Here is an 18780-nt window from a genome sequence, read left to right as displayed (position 1 = left end):
CAATGCAGGTCGTCGTTAGCGCGGATTAGTCGCGCTAACTATTGTTGATTAGAGAGTCGCTTAGCGCGAGCGTTTTTAATCGCAAGAAATGCTATTCCAATGCCAATAAAAATCAGCGTAAAAATGGCAAGCAAATAAACAACACCCACTCCAAGCGTTGTGGAATTAAACGTGTTTGGCGCAAAACCAAACCATCCTGCAGGCGCTTTGTAGTTCAAAAAGTTGTACGGCGCTGCCATAGCATGCTCTCCCCATCGCACGCCAGCAAACTCGCTTAAGCACACAGCGTACGCAACGTAAGTGAGCGGCGGAATCGTAGCAAAATAAACGTGTGCGCGGCTGGACTTGTACTTGTAATCAAAAAGAACAAAGTCAAAAATTGCGAGCAACGGCGTTATAAAATGCACGCATAAGCTTGAGCACCCATTGTTCATGTACGCGCCAACAAACCCGAGTTTGTTTGTAGGAGCCAAAAAGCACAGGTACAGCGTAAAAGTGACGGCGATTGAAATCGTCATCATAAATTTAAAAATGTACCATGCGTTTGGCTTTGAATCTACCCAGCTGCCAGTGCGTTCAGCCTTCTCACCCTGCACACTTTGCACACCCTGCTCATCGCTTTTAGATTTAAGCACACTTCGCGTGTCTAAAATCAGCGAGCCAAGCAGAGCCTCGCAAATCATCAAGTTAGAAAGATTCGTAAAATACGTTAGTGCCATTGAATCCCAAGACATTGCCATTCCGTAAATGGACGAAACTATTGCAATAATTCGAATCATGGTTCTTGTAACGTAATCTTTGCGCGCCAAGACTAGTGTTTCGCTCATTCTTATCTCGCTTTCAAATAATTTTTAACTCTCATCTATGTTCTTCAATGTTTTACATAAATAAGATTTACTATACTTGACTCCGATCTAGGAATAGCAAAACGTGCAAAATTTAATGGCGATTTTTGTAGATAATGCCAAACAATCTGCCGCAGCGCAACGATTCTGACGAAGCGTTGCAATGCTTGCTGTATGTTAGCTCGCCACTAAATCCGTTTCCGCTAAGCACAGACGCCAACCATCCGCGCCTACCGAATGCGCCCGACGCGATGAAGAGTGCCATTAATATGCCGAACAAGAAGGTATACGTAATAGCAGCGTTTCCACCAGTAAACGGCAGTGGAACTGGCAACACATTAATGCCAGTAATCTTTATGTAGCCGATGATTGGAGCTTTTTCTTTACTCTCATCATAGCCAACGCTCTCATTTTCTGACTGATCTTTTGTCTGCGCGTATACTGCGTAAACAGCCGTATTGCCATGAGTAACAAGCATCTGCTGCAATTTGTCAGTGTCTACACTTGCGTTGCCGTTGATATCGCGCTTCAAAATAGATGTGCAATCATCCTGCTGAGGCTTATTATTGTTCATCCAACGCACGCATACTTGAAGATTCTTCTCAACTACGTCTCGAGAATCAAAATCATCGCTAGCATCTACTAACAATTCTTTGCCATTCACTTTGCCGTTATTATCTGGATTACCCGTGAAAGTGAACTTAATATCGTTAGCAGTAACCTCGTAAGGCTTACTCATAGTCGATTCCTGAAGCGAACCTATAGATTCAGCTTTAGGCTTTATTACATCAATCGGCACTACGTATACTGGTAGAATTGACTGCGCTCCAGCAATATCACTAAAGTCAGATTTTGCTTCATAGCCGTATGTGCCTTGCAGACTTTCCCTAGCATAACGGTTTGAAAGTGAAAGCACATAGTGCGAAGAGTTTGAGGAATTATTAACGTATTTTATGCCGTCAAGACCACCAAGAACTTTATCTAGAGTGAATTTAGACGAATTTACATCACTCGTTCCCCACTGTGGTATATCAGCTGATTTCGGCGTCATCTTGTTATATTGATCGTTTCCCAAAACACTAGCATCCATACCATTATTTGAATTACGAACTGAAACGCTATTACCACCGCCATAATAACCATTTGCAGTAACCAAGTCAGGAGCGTTAGTAAACTCACCATTCAGCGTAAAGAAACCAGGACGATTGAAACCATTCTTACCCTGTTCAGCAGAAGCTTTATCTGTACCATTAACAACACGCAAAGATGGCTGGATCTTAGCAAAAGCATCTTCAGCTTTCTTTAACTCGTTACCAGATTTGCCATTTGTTGCTTCTTCCAATTTTACTGGCATAAGCTTTAACGCATTCTGCAAATCACCTAAACCTATTTGACCTTTGCTACTCGCGTTATAGCGGTACACAAGCGATTGATGACCAGGCTTGCCAACCAGCTCAAATCCCGGGTCGTTAGAACGCTCACCAATATATGGCTTCTTTTCATCCCAAGTAACCTTGTAGTCAGCATCATCCTTACCAACACTTCGCAACCTAGCGAATCGCGTTACGATATTATATCTTGGTTCCGGCGTTACATTTCGCCTACGCCATCCGCGCAAAAGAATAAACGAATCCTGCTCATTGCCTGCGTTAGAGTAATTGTTGCGCTTATCCGCCTGCTCACTAGGAGCAACATACTCCCCGCGCTTCCAAGCAACTTCTGACTGGTTTGCAGAAAGTGTATCATCCTCATCCACGCTTATAAGACTGTCAGCATCTCCAAAACCAAGCCATTTGCCTCCTGCATTTCCGTTGCGCAATACATGATTCACAGCACGCTTCTCGGAGTCATTTAGCAGCAATGGATGCACTTGTACGACTTTCTTATTGACTACGACTGGGAAGAATACGCAATCTGAAGGCGAACTCCAATCTTTTGGTGCTTTTGTTTCAGGCCTACACACGTTACTACGTTGCGCAACCATTGAGTCAGCAGATAGCACGTTACGCATGTCTTCTTCTTTTGCTTTTAACACATTTGACTCATTGCCACCTGTTTGAGCGCTATCTACAGAACTACTTGCATGATCTGGATTCTCACTACCGCCTGATTGAGATGAGTTGTTGTTATTCGATAACTCATCCAAATTTCCTGACTTAACGCCAGGCATATCTGACCAAGGTCCGTAAGATCCTGCGCGATTCCTTGCGCGCATTACGCTTCCAGGAGCCAGGAATCCAGCATTAAATATTATTGCAGAATTATTCTTTCCTTCGTCTTTAGAATTCAACACAACGCCTTGAGGCAGAGTATAACCTCCGCAGACTTGCCAATTATCTGTTGACTTAGCTCTGCATAATGCTAATGCTTCACTCGTATCAGTATCGCTTGCAGAAGCAGCATTATTACTACTCAAGTTATCATGCGAACCCAAGCTAGACATTAGACTATTACTAGATTGTAAACTAGCAAGTTTTGCTTTTTCTGCACGAGTGAAATACACTACGAGTCGAGTCGCATTTTCCCCTGCAACAACAGACACAGCATTGTAGTACTTATCCGCAACAGCTCCTTCCCAATCATGGAGCCACACGCCAGATTTTGATGAATCACCATAATGATGACCATCATATGCACGCACAATTGGAGCTTTAGCTACAGTCCAACTGAACTTGAATTTGCCTACTACTGCTTCGTCACTCTTATTTCCAGAGTCGTCAGTTACTTGAGCAATCATCTTGAAAGTTGGTGACTTTGTAGCATCATTCCCACGCCATTTTTCTATAAATCCGCGCAACAGTTCCTTGTTGATATTGCCATCTGTAACAAACCTTACGCGAGGAGCTTTTTTAGTTTTTGGATCTTTTACGCCTTCTGCTTCAATGTCTATGCTCAGCGTGTTCTTCAAAGCTTCGCTTACATGCGTATTAGGATTTGCCACATTGAAATCATCATCCAGTGCAAGCAAATCGACTACGTTGAACAAGCCCGACTGCTTTGTAATATCAGTCTTGTTCATATCAATAGTCGTAGCAGTTCCGCAAGAATCAGCCTTTTCTTTAGTAGGATTGCACTCGCCCAGAAGCTTCTTATTAGCATCTTTAGGATCTTTTACTGAAATCCACGGCTTGTTCTTGTCTACTGGCACGAACCACACGTTAATTACATTTGGCGTTTTATTATTATCACCTTCGCCTCTAGCTTCTAATTCTCTCCACGGATTACCGTTGAAAATATAGAGCTGAGTGCGCATTGGCGTTTTTTGACCATTCCTAAGAATTGCAGATCCTAAGTTTGCGCCTGAAGCTTGCTGATTGTAATCTTCTCCACCAGGAATAACGTAACCTTGCGGCTGCAAGAAACTGTTTTTATCAGTAATACCATTAGTATTTATACCGAGTCCACCACCAAGACTGTCTTGTCTTACTAAGTCAACAACGTTTACCCATTCTCCGCGCGAGCCATTCGCTAATTTACGAGCGTAGCCAATGCCATCACCACGCTTAGGCATACTGTTGTATCCACCCCACAGATTTTCTATAGCTGTTTTATTAGTAGCATCAGCATCATTAGTGTTCAACGGGTAAAGTGATGGCTGTATTTGGTTTCCAAGCCGTCTAGTTTTCTTTGTGCCTTTAAATAAGCTTAAAGCATCATTTGTATTGAAATCACGACCTTGGTTGATGTTGAATCTGTACACTAAAAATTGTGTACTATTTTCATCACGACCATACCACATGAAACCATCGTCACTGTCACGACCCTTTATTTTTCCACTGTATGACCAATCATAATCTCTACGAATATCAACAAATCGCGTGATTTTCTTCTGCTTTGGATCAAGCACAGTTTCCTGCTTTTGATCATCTTGAGCGTCAGTGCCTGTGCCAGTTGCTTTTACTACTTTAAAAGTTTTTTCTGAACCAGACTTATTTTGACCAGTATTTTTAGTGTCAGGAGTTACTGAAAGACAGATTTTATACTGCTTTGTGTCGTTTGTGCAAGAATACTTATCGCTTTTGCCACCAAGATCTTTAGTTTCATCTTTCGACCAACCAATTTCATCTTTTCGGTAATCGAACAAACGCGGATTCTTCTGCTTAATTCTCTCTATTAAACCCTGTTTTTCAGAAGGATTCAGCTCATAAGGGTTCACTTGAACCATGCCATCGTCTGGCCATTTCATTTCAAGCGGAAGCGGCTGAGAAACTGCGTGTTTCTTAGTCTCAATCGTGCCGAACTTATCTCCTACACCAACATAAATTCTTGAACCGATTTCTGCTAAGTTTTCTGGAATGGTAATTTCTAACGAACCGTTGTTTTCCTTGAAATCAATACCAGTACCCTGAGGAAGTTTAGTGAAATATTGCTTATTATTTTCGTTAATGAAATTGACCCACTTACTATTAGCATTTTCACGATTCAGCATTATTCCTTGGCAACCATCAGAGCGAGCATTACATGTATTGATAATATTTGTTGTAGTTCCATCTTTTTCTTCAAAAGGCTTAGTTTTTCCACGCCCCCAAATTCGCACTGCCAACATTTTCACTGATGTAGCGCTTTTAGAAAGCGTCACTTTACCAACATACTTACCATCATTCTGCTTTTGCCAGCGCACGTTAGGAACAATAAAATTACCATCAATAATATTCAACTTCACAGTTTTTTGAACATTATTTCCAGCATCATCCCAAGCGTGGAATGTAAACTCTTTAGACGGAACATCATTACGTCCAGCCGGAGAACCATTAGGATCATTTATAGTAACATAACCGGATTGATCTTTAAGAGTATCAGCACACGCTGTTTTACCGCAAGCTTGTTTACTCTGATCATATTTACTAAAGCTGCCAGACCATTTTTTACTAGCTTCCAAAACATCTGTGCTATTAGTATTAGGCACATTCTCCTTAGTACCCATATGCACATGCATATCGTCATGACCTGTTACCAAGAATCTAACACGGCTACCAACAGATACGTTCAATCCACCTTCAGGAACAGACTGAGGCTCACCACCGTCAACACTCACTTTCACGTCTATAGTCGGCTTCTCAGCATCAACATGCGTGAACACGAGTGGCAAAACATCCTTAGACTCATCCCAGTATGTAATCTTCGCATACTTAGCTAATACGTACACTGGCTTTACTTCTGGCTGCATACCAGACTGCATCATAATACGATTGTCGTTATGAGGATTAGTTGGAGTTGCGTATTCTTCTTTTACTGGCTTTGAGAAGTCTGCTTTCGCAAGGTTCGCATAATGCGCTTTCTCAGAGTCAGTCAACGCTTGGTCAACAGATTTACCTTTAGGCGCATCATAAAGTTTCCAAATAAAACGCTTAGTATCGTTTAATGGCCTAGATTGACACTCTTGACCGTCTTTATTTTTTTCAGCAGATTTATCTGCAGCTTTATCATCATCGCCTTTGCAAGGGTCTACTACGTTTACTACAGGAACTTTTACAGCAACTTTTGTTTCCGCATCTTGCAAAGTGTCTGACTTTTTATCATTACCTGTTTTATCAGTCCATTCAACGCTATAAATTGCGCGATCTTTAATAGCGTTGCTTGCGCCGGATCCGCCTTCACCATAGCTATCATTGAGTGGATATTCTAAGCCATGATTATCACCAGGAATTTTGCCATCTTTAATAGAACCGTAGTAAACAGAGTCCACTCCATCTGCATAATTAGCATAGTTTTCAATATTCTTCTGAGTATGAGCATCAGGTATGTATATGCGCGGATTTAGCGCAATAGCAAAATCATAAATTCCAAGTTTGCTATCAAGGTATTTCACATAATTTTCTGCTTTACCTAAACTTGTTTTAGGAGAACGATACTTAGCTTTATCATTCCATTCTTCAGTCTGCAAAGGTCTAAACACATCCGCTTGACCAATAATGTCATACTTAAAAGGCATGCTCGAGCCCATTTGAAGTTTATCGTTCCAATACTTTACTGTCATCTGGTGAGAGCCGAAAGAAGAATCCTGAGTATTAATATTAGTGTTTGGATCTAATGGGATTCTCCACCAACGGTTTCCTCTCGCATACTTATTATCTGCGGAATTGTATTTTGGAGAAAGTGAAATCTGACCCTTTGCCCACACTTGACCTGTGCACTGAGATTCGTCAGCTTTATCGCACACTCTTTGCTGTGAAGGGTAGAAAAGTAAGCTTGTAACACCAATATTATTAGTATGAGCTAATAATTGACCATTATTGCTTGTTAAAGGTCCTAAATGAGTACCGCGAAGGAACTGGAAATGCGGGACTCGCATATCAACTAGATTTGGTATACCGTACCACTGTTGGTACAAAGTCGTGTATTCGTAATCAGTATGGCCCTTACCACCGCGCCACTGAAAGAGTGAATATGGTTTAGCACGACCATATGGATCAGAACGACCATATCGAGTTGTTGGACTACTCCACTTATCACCATAATAAGTTCCTGCACCATAATACGATGTGCTCAAAGATCCATATTTTCCATTATCTGAAGTCGTATAATGAATATGGTAACTATAAGGTGATGTTTTATTATCTTCAATTTTATTAGTCAACGTAAATATTTTTGATTTTTCTGGACTATCTGGTCCGCGCATTTCAAGATACAAATGATCAATCAAATCAATATACGTTTGGTTGAATCGCTGTCTACCATCCGGAGGAAGACGAGTACCAGTAAGATGTTCTCCATCGCTTGGGAAACCATAGTTAGTACTGTGATAGCAATCAAAGCCATAACCAGTATGGCATAAGCCAAGGCCTCTATTTTTATTTTCATTCTTGCTTTGAGTTCCGCCATTATAAACAGCTGCATCACTAATAACACCCTCATTTTTAAGGCGATACCAAGCTTTATCAAGAGTTTCAGTATTATTAAGTGGAATTCTTTGAACACCTTTATCAAGGCAAAAACCGTTAGGATTAACCCAATCTTTTGAACAAGTGCGCTTATTTGCATCAAAATGCATGCGCTCTACATACTGATCGTACTGACCGTTACTTGCATCGAGCTTCTGATCTTTAGGAACAACGAAATATGTTAAAGCATTAGCAGCACCATGAATACGCGCACCCATGTTGACGAGCACATCCCAGATGTAGCCTTTGCCATCGCGTTTAGGAGTACGCTTTATAAAAATGTAATCGTGAACATCATCAAGCTGATTAAAAGCCAAAGGATCAACACCGTTTCTGCCTGCATCATACGGCAAATTACGAAGACGTTTTTGTAAATACGTTCCACGCGGATACGGAGTAAAGTTTGGATCATTTTCAGTGTAACGACCTTGAGGACTAGCAAAATTGCTATATACAGTACTCCAAGGATTTTGTCCGCGTTCCATATCAGCACCATTAGATGCGCGATGCCCCATTTCATCGCCGTCATCAGTAATGCATTCGGAACGTGCGTATTGTCTATAACAACCTGGGCGGAACTCCATTTTGCTATTGCGATTACTATCACGATTATTGTTGCTTGAGCGATTACCACTGCTAGCACGATCAGTATTGACAAAAGCACCGTCCGCTCCGCTTTGCGAAGCCATACCTTTGGCAGCGCTCATCATAGCACTGTCAATAAGTCCTTTGACAGGCCCATCACCCTTAGCAGCACTGTTGGGAAGATTATTATTTACACCATTTTGCAGCTTTGCAAACGCATTGTTTTGTCCATCGACAAAAACTGGAGGTTGCGATGGCGCAGAAATATCGGCATTATCGGCACTATTACTGGCATTAGGATTATTAGCAGCATTAGATTTATTAGCAGCATTAGGCTTATCTGCAGATTTAGCTTTATCGCCAGAATTATCAGCCTTTTTACCAGCCTTACCAGAATCAGCAGCCTTACCAGAATCATTAGAGTTAGCTACAGTCTCAGCAGTGCCACTGTCAGCAGCTACAGCAGTGTTTGCAGTTAGGCACATCGGCAGCCACATAGCCACCGAAATCAGGAAAATAAGAACAGCCTTAGCCGCCTGCTGAGCTAAACGCCCTATCCAGACGACAACACTTAGCAAAATCGTCCAAATACTTCTCATTGTTCCACCTAAACTCTCGTATGCCAATTTCCACATGCCAATTAACGTATTATTTCTAAAATCTTAAATTTTGACTTTTTCAACGCATCAGCTTTTTCAACGCATCAGCTTTTTTAACGCATAAAATTGCTGAACGTATAAACTTTTTCAACGCATCAACTTATTAAACGCATAAACTTATTTAACGTATCAACTTTTCAGTTTTTTAAGCTTTGAAGCCTTCGGACGCTTGCCCTGCGCAAAACCATCAATAATCGACTCAAAGGATTCCTGACTAATCCTTCTCGCTTCTTCGGAATCCCTATACATCTGCTTGTTTTGGTCGCCATAAATGCTAAGCCAAAGAGCATTGTTCGTCTGGTCATCACCATTGCGATCACTATGGTCATCACTATGGCCATCACCATTATTTCGATCATCGCCGTTCTGCTTATCGTTTTTCTTCTTTTTCTTCTTAACAATCGGCAGACCAGCCCAGTAAATGTAGCCTCCAACCACACTCAGGCTTGCAATGCTCCCAACAATCCACCACGGGAATCTCGGAACATCCGGCTTTTTACCAAGCAAAGACTTGTCCGCAGCAGGAGTCGGTACTACTCGCTCCCCCGTCACCAAGATTCTCTGTGTGTTGATTCCAAGCGGTGTGCAAGTAATCAGAGTCACAAGATCCTTGCCTGGCACTGCAGCAATCTTCTTTGTTTCGTCTGGGTTTACAACAATTTTTTCTATCACCTTGTAAGTGAGAATCTCGTCAAAAACCTCGATTGTAAAAGAATCGCCCTTATCTATCTCATCCAGTCTCGTAAACATTTCCGCACTAGCCAAACCACGATGACCAGTAATCACGGAACGAGTTCCTAATCCTCCAACTGGTAGAGAAGTACCGCGCAAATGCCCAAGTCCCTTAAGCAGAGTATCGTCCTGCGTACCGTGATACACAGGCAAATCTAGGTCAATTTTCTTAATGCGAAGGCGAGCCATAAGACCATCGTCATTCGCTTTCAACTGATCCCAATAGTTTTGACTAACGTCCGACGTTTCGCCATGGGATGTTGGAATATTCGTATTCGCCTCATATATTGCGCCTACGGATAGCTTGCGATTGTATTCGCGGGCGCGAGCAAGCTGCTCATGCGGAGCCGGAACAGCATGCGTGATTAGCTTAGCGTATTCCGCAGCTACTTCCGACATGTGATATTGGCTTAGCCACATTGCTGCATGTGGGTATAACAGTGAGGCGAACGATGCGGTTAATAGAAGCGCTGGAACGATAGAAGATTTAGAAAACCTCCACTTTCGCTTATCGCGTTTCTTATGCTTAACCGCAACGTGTCGATTTAAGAATAAAAACCTAAGCATTTGTTGCTTTGCGATTGGACTTGAAACTGGACTTGTGATTTTATTTGCGACTTGATCTGCGACTTGATTTTCGGTTTTGTAAGCCAACGCGAGTATTCGCGAATCCGCGCAATTCACTCACTTGAATACGCAAACACTCGCATACAGCTTAAATCACAAAATAATCACAAAATAATCACAAAACCAAGTAAGCCTTACGCTTCTTCTTGTTCCTTGCGACGACGAGTGATGATGTAGAACAACGTGCCGCCCAAGCCAACAATGCCGAATGCAGTGAGCAATACCAAGCCGCGAGCACCAGTCATTGGCAATGCAGTGAGAATCTTGCTCATTGGAGTAGACTTCGCATCTTTAACAGTATTCACGTTTGCTGTATTCGCAGTTCCTGCAGTATCTTCTACGAGGTCATAGCAAGTTGGAGTAGTTATAGCATCGTAACCTGCTGGAGCTTCAGTTTCCACTATGCAATATGTCTTGTTCGTGGTCTTTTTATCGCTTTCTTTTCTTACGAACAACTTTACAGAGTCAACACCGTTTTCATTGTCTACTTTCTTTGTTTCCAAAGAACTTCCGACCTTTTTACTAGTAATAGCAGCGTTATTAGTCCCTGCGAAATTGTAAGTTTCACCATTCTTTGTGACAGACTTTACATCAGATTTCTTTTTACCATCAGTAATTTCGTACACATCGAACTTTGCACCGTTCAAACGCTTCTGGTTATCATTGTCTTCCTTTATGACCTTCAATGTGCCGTAATAAGAGGTATCTGATGGTGCGGTATCGCATCCCTTACCAGGGTTATCAGGATTACAAGGATTATCTTTGTCACCAGTCTTGTTGTTATCAGCCCAAGTGTTGGCGATGTTCTTCACGTTTTTCACATCTTTGCCAACTTTTGTCACAACATCAGCCTCGAGCTTAACAATCTGCTTAGCGTCCTTAGCAGCAGAATAGAAAGTATAAGCTTCTGCTAAACCACCTGTAGTAGCAGTATTAGTTAATTCGACTGTAAGCACTTTTCCATTAGAATCAGAAGGATCTGTAACTGTGTAATGAGTATCTTTTGTAAGAGGCTTTGTATTATCAGCTCCTTCAACGGCTGCACCAGTTTCAGAGTTGTACTTCACAAGCTTAACATTCTTAACTTCATCAAAAGTCAAGTCTTTAGACATCTTATCGTTAAAGCCGATAGCCTTGTATGCTTCACCTTCAGCTGGTGCTGGAAGTGGAATAGCGACCTTCCAAGTGATACGAGTACCATCTTTAGTATTGGCATCTTTATCAGCAACTACATCCATACGAGATATGTCACTAGCTGTCTTTGTTGGAAGCAAGTTCGTTGTATCATTCTTTGGATACACGTGAACGTCGTAAATCCAGGTCTTAGTTGTTGAATTTGCCAATGGCAAAGTTACGAAGAACGGATCTACGCGACCAGTAACCGTAACATGTTTTCCATCAATAATTGCACCATCGGTATTGGTTTCTTTAACTACGTAAAGAGACATACCCAAGGTTGAGACTGAAACTTCTCCAGAATCATCAGCGGTGCTAGCAGTCTTTGTAAACTTTACAAGACCTTGAGAATTAGTTGTGCCCTTACCGATTTCAGCAATAGAAAACACATGGCTTTGATTTGTATCATCATTACCAGTCTTTACAAGGTCAGAAGGTGTTTTAGCTTTATCAGTAATTGATGTAATCTGCTTCCATCCATCTGGCTTTGCTAAATCGATATCCTTTCCGTCTTTTTGAACCTTGTAAAGCGTAAACTCAACGCCCTTAACTGGCTTCTTATCTTTAACAGCAGTACTCTGATCAGATCCATCAGATCTAGTAGAAGTTGCAGGACCCTGATACTTGTGAATAGACAAAGAAACTGGCGTATCTTTAGTAATGTTTCCAGTGTCAGCACCATTAGCAGCACCAGGGTCTGCAAATGCAACAGAGCCAGCAATACAGCATGTTCCAAGCGTGCATACCGCCGCCAAAACAGCAACGGTGCGCTTCAGCGAATTCGTATTTAAACGCATGTTCCCTCTCTTCTTTAGAGTACATCTCGTTATGAGAATTTTGTGTTTAGAAAGAATCGCCCATGTGATTAGACTCTTCCGCAAAAATCGCATAAATATTGCGAATTATAGATTCCTCTCACCGGGCTTCTAGGCGCACTAAAGCTGTGCGCCAAACCTTCATTTACTAAATCAGACTAGCATTTTGTGGTATGAAAATCACCTAAAAATCAACTAACAAAAGATTACTAAAATAAGCTTTTAATACCCCCCCCCCCGGTATTGTTGAAATATCAGGGTTTTCTCAGCTTAGCAAGTGATAAAATTGTTAAAAAATTTTTCCGAATTTTTGCTAAAATCACACCTCGGCGTGTCGAATAAATCGCATCGTTATCCCTCGCGCGTATTGCTGCACTCACTTCTTCGCTTGCGTTGAAAGCACACCGTGCTTTCAACTTTGAGCAAGCTCAGCGCTCCGAATTGCCTTTTCGCGCTACGCTCTAAGCGAAAAGGCAGGTCGTCGCGCACGTTTGTTTTTCCCTTTTTCAGCAAATATGACTACAAACACGGGCAAAAATACACAAACACAAGCGAATCAAGTCAAATCGCATTTTATAGCAAAATGTCGATTCTGCAATAAATCATCAAAATAAAATTGTCGATTCTGCAAAAATTTGCTAAAATAAAATAATCGATTTTGCAAAGAATGGCGGAATTACAATGATTTATAACCTTAATCAATCAACATCCAGCACAACATACACTGAGCGCAAATTTCCACGCAAAATCTATTCGCACATTCTCAATTGGAAAAACTCTTCTAACGGGAAAACAGCACTGCTCATAGAAGGACCACGTCGCGTAGGAAAATCCACTATTGTAAAAGAGTTTGCGCAAAATGAGTACGAAAGCTACATCCTGGTGGATTTTTACACAGCATCTCCAGAAGTAAAACAACTATTCGAAGATCTTTCAGATTTAAACTACATCTTCTTGCAACTCCAGCTTACATATAAAACAAGCCTCAAGGAACGCAAGTCGTGCATTATTTTTGATGAAGTTCAACTCTGCCCAAAAGCGCGCCAAGCAATTAAAGCCCTAGTCAACGACGGAAGATACGACTACATAGAAACGGGCTCACTAATTTCAATCCACAAAAACGTTAAAAATATTCTTATTCCAAGCGAAGAACGCAAACTAAAAATGCATCCTATGGATTATGAGGAATTTAAGTGGGCACTTGGCGACAATACAACCATTCCGCTTCTAAAAAAACTCTACGATTCTAAAAAACCAATCGGTCAAGCAGCATGCAGAAAAATGCTAAGAGATTTTAGACTTTATATGCTCGTTGGAGGAATGCCACAAGCTGTTGAAAGCTATATTGAAACCAACGATTTTAGTGTTGTAGATAGAGTAAAACGCGATATTCTTTCACTTTACGAAGATGATTTTAGAAAAATAGACCCTACTGGTAAAATATCCGCAATTTTTGATTCCATTCCAGCTCAGCTCATGTCTAACACTTCCCGTTACCATGTTTCGAGCGTTCTTGCTGGCAACAGAGCAAATACTGTTCTTGAACAACTAGCTCAACTAGAAGATTCTGGAACTGTGCTAATCTCCCACCATACTAACGATCCTAATTCTGGAATGGCTCAACACAAAGATTTATCTAAGTTCAAACTCTTTCTTGCAGATACTGGTTTGTTTGTTACGTTAGCATTTAAAGACAAGTCTTTTACAAGCAATGACATTTATATGCGATTGTTAAACGATAAGTTGCAAGTAAATCTAGGTTATGTATACGAAAATATTGTTGCTCAAACTTTGAGCACTCATGGACACGAATTGTATTATCACACTTTTATGGACGGCGACGCGCGATTAATCGCGGACGATACTAATGTTGAGATTGACAATCACGATAATCGCCACAGCAAGTGCAACAATCGCAACTATGAAGTAGATTTCTTGATTGCTGATAAGAACAAGATTGTGCCGATTGAAGTAAAGAGCTCAGGTTATAAAACGCATGCTTCACTTGATGCTTTCGCGCGTAAGTTTTCCTCGCGAATTGTACGGGAAATATTGATTTATACGAAAGACTACCAACATAATGGAATGCTGGAATACATTCCAATAGTAATGACTGAGTTCTTGTGATTTGCTCACGTCTTCGCTTGCGTTGAAAGCACACCGTGCTTTCAACTTTGAGCAAGCTCAGCGCTCCGAATTGCCTTCGCGCGCTACGCTCTAAGCGCTCAGGCAGGTCGTCGCGCACAAAACAAAAAGCCGCTGCAAGATGTGTAAAACAACTTGCAACGGCTAATTCAATTCAGACTAGCAAAATCAAACCTAGAAATTTAAGCAAATCACTCATAAATAATATAGATAGCCTAAAATCTCCAGTCATACCTAGTCTGATTAGTTAAGGTCATCGTCATAATCACCCTGACCACCCTGATCATCAAGGAAGTCATCTGGATTAAATTCATCCCCAAGCTGCATGTCGCCAAAATCAATGTTCGAGAAATCAACATCTCCCATGTTGCTCTCGCCAAAGTTTGACGGAGTGCCATTTGCTCCACCCAAACCAAGGTTTGGATAAACAGCATCACGCACCTCTGGATCTGCAAAGACATCCGCATTACGATAACGCGCCAAACCAGTACCAGCTGGGATGAGCTTACCAATAATAACGTTCTCCTTCAAGCCCTTAAGATCATCTTCCTTCTGGCTCAAAGCAGCTTCAGTAAGCACGCGTGTAGTCTCCTGGAAGGATGCGGCAGAAAGCCAAGAATCTGTAGCCAAAGAAGCCTTTGTGATACCCATAAGCTCTGGACGACCAGCAGCAGGCTTACCACCATTCTTAACAGCCTCAAGATTTGCTTCACGGAACTTAGCCTGATCCACAAGTTCGCCTGGAAGAAGGTTCGTGTCTCCAGAATCAATCACCGTAATGCGGCGAAGCATCTGGTGCACAATAACCTCAATATGCTTATCGTGAATATCAACGCCCTGAGAACGGTACACGTTGTGCACTTCTTCCACAATGTTCACCTGAGCAGCACGAGGACCAAGAATTCGCAGAATCTTCTTAGGATCCACAGAACCTTCAATCAACTGCGTACCAACCTCAACGTGGTCTCCATCCTTAACAAGCATTGGAGCACGACGAGTTACTGGGTAAACGATTGGCTCAACCGTAGTATCGTCTGGAGTCAAAGTCACCTGACGACCATGGTCAGTATCCTCAACCTTCACAACACCTGGGAACTCAGCAATTGGAGCCTCGCCCTTAGGTGTACGAGCCTCGAAAAGCTCGGTAACACGAGGAAGACCCTGCGTAATATCGCTTGCGGAAGCAACGCCACCAGAGTGGAAGGAACGAAGCGTAAGCTGCGTACCAGGCTCACCAATGGACTGTGCTGCAACAATACCAACAGCCTCGCCAACATCAACAAGAGAGCTTGTAGCCAAAGACCAACCGTAGCACTTTGCGCAAACGCCACGCTTAGACTCGCAAGTAAGCACAGAACGAGCCTTAACTTCTTCGACACCATGCGCAACCAAGTCACGCAAAACATCCATAGAAAGCGCGTCACCACACTTAGCCAAAACGGTTGTACCGTCTGCTGGATCAAGCACGTCTGCAGCAAGCAAGCGCGAGTATGGACCACCATCAGCAGCCTTAACAAGCGTCAAATTGCCATTTTCGTCGCGGTCCGCAATCTTCATCATAAGACCACGCTTTGTGCCGCAATCTTCCTCACGAACAATAACTTCCTGAGAAACGTCCACAAGACGACGAGTCAAGTAACCAGATTCTGCAGTACGAAGTGCGGTATCAGCCAAGCCCTTACGCGCACCGTGCTGGGAGATGAAGTACTCCAACACAGAAAGACCATCACGGTAGTTTGACTTAACAGGACGAGGAATAATCTCACCCTTAGGGTTTGCCACTAAGCCTCGCATACCAGCAATCTGACGAATCTGCATCCAGTTACCGCGTGCACCAGACTGAACCATGATGTTCACGTTGTTATCATCATGGAAGTTCTCGCGCATAGCATCTGCAACCTTATCGGTGCATTCAGTCCACAAGTTAATCAACTCTTGACGACGCTCTTCATCTGTAAGAAGACCCATATCGTACTGGGAGTTAATCTTTGCAGCCTGATTCTCGTAGTCTTGCGCAATAGCCTCACGATTTGGAGGAAGCACAATATCAGAGAATGCCATTGTAACGCCAGACCAAGGTGCTCGAGTAAAGCCAAGATCCTTCAAAGCATCAAGGGATGCGGCTACCTGAGCAGTGGAATAACGTGTAGCAATATCGTCAACAATCTTGGAGAGAACACCCTTTGGAACCTGCTGGTTTACAAACGGATAGTCCTCTGGAAGAGTGCCGTTAAACAACACGCGACCGTAGGATGTGGCGAACAATACAGTTCCATCCTTAAAGCGCTCTTCGTGAACAACATCTGGGCTGCCTGGCTCTGGATCTACGACCTTAAGTTCTCCTGGCTCCCAATCCTTTGGTAGCACAAAGTCCTCTGGCACGCGGATTAATACCTTTGCCTGCATGTCAATCTCATGCTTGTCGAGTGCCATTTGAGCCTCTGCAAGCGAAGAGAAGATTCTGCCTTGACCCTTTGCACCGTCTATTACTGTAGACAAGTAGTACAAGCCCAAAATCATATCCTGAGATGGCATGGTAACAGTGTGACCATCTGCTGGCTTCAAGATATTGTCAGATGCCATCATCAAGCTGCGAGCTTCTGCTTGAGCTTCGGCGGAAAGTGGCAAATGCACTGCCATCTGGTCACCATCGAAGTCGGCGTTGAATGCGGCGCAAGCAAGTGGTGGAAGGTGAATTGCTTTACCTTCAACCAGAATTGGCTCGAATGCCTGAATACCCAAACGGTGAAGTGTAGGAGCACGGTTAAGAAGCACAGGATGTTCAGAAATAACTTCCTCAAGCACGCCCCAAACCTCGGAATCTCCGCGATCTACAAGACGCTTTGCGCTCTTCATATTCTGAGCAAAGCCCTGATCCACCAAACGCTTAATAACGAATGGCTTAAACAGCTCCAACGCCATTGGCTTAGGCAAACCACACTGATGCATGCGAAGGCTTGGACCAACAACGATTACGGAACGACCAGAATAATCAACTCGCTTACCGAGCAAGTTCTGGCGGAATCGACCCTGCTTACCTTTAAGCATATCGGAAAGCGACTTTAGTGGCCTATTAGATGCACCAGTTACTGGGCGACCACGACGACCGTTGTCGAAGAGTGAATCAACTGCTTCCTGAAGCATGCGCTTTTCGTTGTTAAGCATGATTTCAGGAGCACCAAGTTCAATCAACCTCTTCAAACGATTGTTACGGTTGATTACTCGACGGTACAAGTCGTTCAAATCAGATGTTGCAAAGCGTCCACCATCGAGCTGAACCATTGGTCGCAAATCTGGTGGGATTACTGGAATAACGTCCAAAACCATTGCTTCTGGCTTGTTTCCAGTTGTCAAGAACGCGTTCACAACTTTGAGTCGCTTCAAAGCGCGCGCTTTGCGCTGACCAGTACCATTGTCGATTTCTTCGCGAAGTTCTACGGCAGCAGACTTAAGGTCGAAGTCCTGCAAGCGCTTCTTGATTGCTTCAGCACCCATGCAGCCTTCAAAATAGTCACCGTAGCGGTCTTCCATTTCTCGCCAAAGGTCAACATCGCCTTCCATGTCTCCTGCGCGCAAGCCCTTGAAGCGATCGAAAACTGCGTTCAAACGCTGAATCTGCTCATCGTAGCGAGTACGAATAGCAGCCATTTCTCGCTCTGCTCCAGCGCGCAATTTAGACTTTGCGTTGCCTTTTGCTTCGCCTGATTCTTCCAGCTCGTGCAGGTCTTCTTCTACCTTCTTTGCGCGAGCTTCAATCTCATTGTCGCGGCGCTTACGAAGATTGCCGATTTCCGTATCGAACTCGTCTTGTAAGTCTGGAAGATCTTGGTGACGCTGCTCTTCATCTACCTTAGTAACCATGTAGGCTGCAAAGTAAATAACCTTTTCCAAGTCTTTTGGAGCAATATCAAGCAGGTAACCCAAGCGGCTTGGCACACCCTTGAAGAACCAAATGTGTGTTACAGGAGCCGCAAGCTCAATATGACCCATGCGTTCGCGGCGAACGCGGCTGCGTGTAACTTCCACGCCGCATCGCTCGCACACGATTCCCTTAAAGCGCACGCGCTTATACTTGCCGCACGCGCACTCCCAGTCGCGAGTAGGACCGAAAATCTGCTCACCGAACAGACCATCCTTCTCTGGTTTAAGGGTACGGTAATTAATGGTTTCTGGCTTCTTAACCTCGCCGTGGCTCCAGCTACGGATGTCGTCGGCAGTGGCCAGTCCAATCCTCAGTTTGTCAAATGCGTTGACGTCCAGCACTATTATCGTCCTGTCTCATGAAATTGTTTTTCTAAGTTTCTTAAAGTGATTA

General features: G+C 43.0%; 6 protein-coding genes. 1 reads left to right on the top strand and 5 read right to left on the bottom strand.

Going from position 1 to position 18780, the window contains the following annotated elements; all coding sequences use genetic code 11:
* Nucleotides 1–38: 38 nt before the first annotated feature.
* The 4 genes from HXT24_RS02830 to HXT24_RS02815 form a co-directional block, all read right to left on the bottom strand.
* Nucleotides 39–827, bottom strand: coding sequence for a hypothetical protein (locus HXT24_RS02830; RefSeq protein WP_422119576.1), 789 nt, complete (start codon nt 825–827; stop codon nt 39–41).
* 112 nt (nt 828–939) lie between these two features.
* Entirely contained in the window at nt 940–8910 is a 7971-nt protein-coding gene (locus tag HXT24_RS02825) for a cell wall-binding protein (RefSeq protein ID WP_422119575.1), read from the bottom strand.
* 189 nt (nt 8911–9099) lie between these two features.
* Nucleotides 9100–10269: a class C sortase gene (locus tag HXT24_RS02820; protein ID WP_422119574.1), complete on the bottom strand. Its 1170-nt coding sequence runs from the start codon at nt 10267–10269 to the stop codon at nt 9100–9102.
* Nucleotides 10270–10463: 194 nt separating this feature from the next.
* Nucleotides 10464–12302, bottom strand: a complete 1839-nt coding sequence (locus tag HXT24_RS02815; protein ID WP_422119573.1) for a SpaH/EbpB family LPXTG-anchored major pilin — start codon at nt 12300–12302, stop codon at nt 10464–10466.
* 699 nt (nt 12303–13001) lie between these two features.
* Between HXT24_RS02815 and HXT24_RS02810 the strand changes: the two genes are divergently transcribed.
* Nucleotides 13002–14447, top strand: coding sequence for an ATP-binding protein (locus HXT24_RS02810; RefSeq protein ID WP_422119572.1), 1446 nt, complete (start codon nt 13002–13004; stop codon nt 14445–14447).
* Nucleotides 14448–14708: 261 nt separating this feature from the next.
* Here HXT24_RS02810 and HXT24_RS02805 read toward each other — a convergent pair whose 3' ends face one another.
* Nucleotides 14709–18728 carry a DNA-directed RNA polymerase subunit beta' gene (locus HXT24_RS02805; protein ID WP_004122660.1) on the bottom strand — a complete coding sequence of 1340 codons (4020 nt, stop codon included), beginning with the start codon at nt 18726–18728 and terminating at the stop codon, nt 14709–14711.
* Between the last annotated feature and the right edge of the window lie 52 nt (nt 18729–18780).

Origin of the sequence: Gardnerella sp. DNF00354 (genome assembly GCF_049262755.1) — a bacterium.
Classification (GTDB): domain Bacteria; phylum Actinomycetota; class Actinomycetes; order Actinomycetales; family Bifidobacteriaceae; genus Bifidobacterium; species Bifidobacterium vaginale.
The sequence above is the reverse complement of the archived record's forward strand: the minus strand, read 5'-3'. Positions and strand labels throughout refer to the sequence as shown.

Excerpts from the sequence above, each read along its gene's own strand:
- HXT24_RS02830 (WP_422119576.1), bottom strand. The coding sequence starts at position 827 with ATGAGCGAAACACTAGTCTTGGCGCGCAAAGATTACGTTACAAGAACC.
- HXT24_RS02825 (WP_422119575.1), bottom strand. The coding sequence starts at position 8,910 with ATGAGAAGTATTTGGACGATTTTGCTAAGTGTTGTCGTCTGGATAGGG.
- HXT24_RS02820 (WP_422119574.1), bottom strand. The coding sequence starts at position 10,269 with ATGCTTAGGTTTTTATTCTTAAATCGACACGTTGCGGTTAAGCATAAG.
- HXT24_RS02815 (WP_422119573.1), bottom strand. The coding sequence starts at position 12,302 with ATGCGTTTAAATACGAATTCGCTGAAGCGCACCGTTGCTGTTTTGGCG.
- HXT24_RS02810 (WP_422119572.1), top strand. The coding sequence starts at position 13,002 with ATGATTTATAACCTTAATCAATCAACATCCAGCACAACATACACTGAG.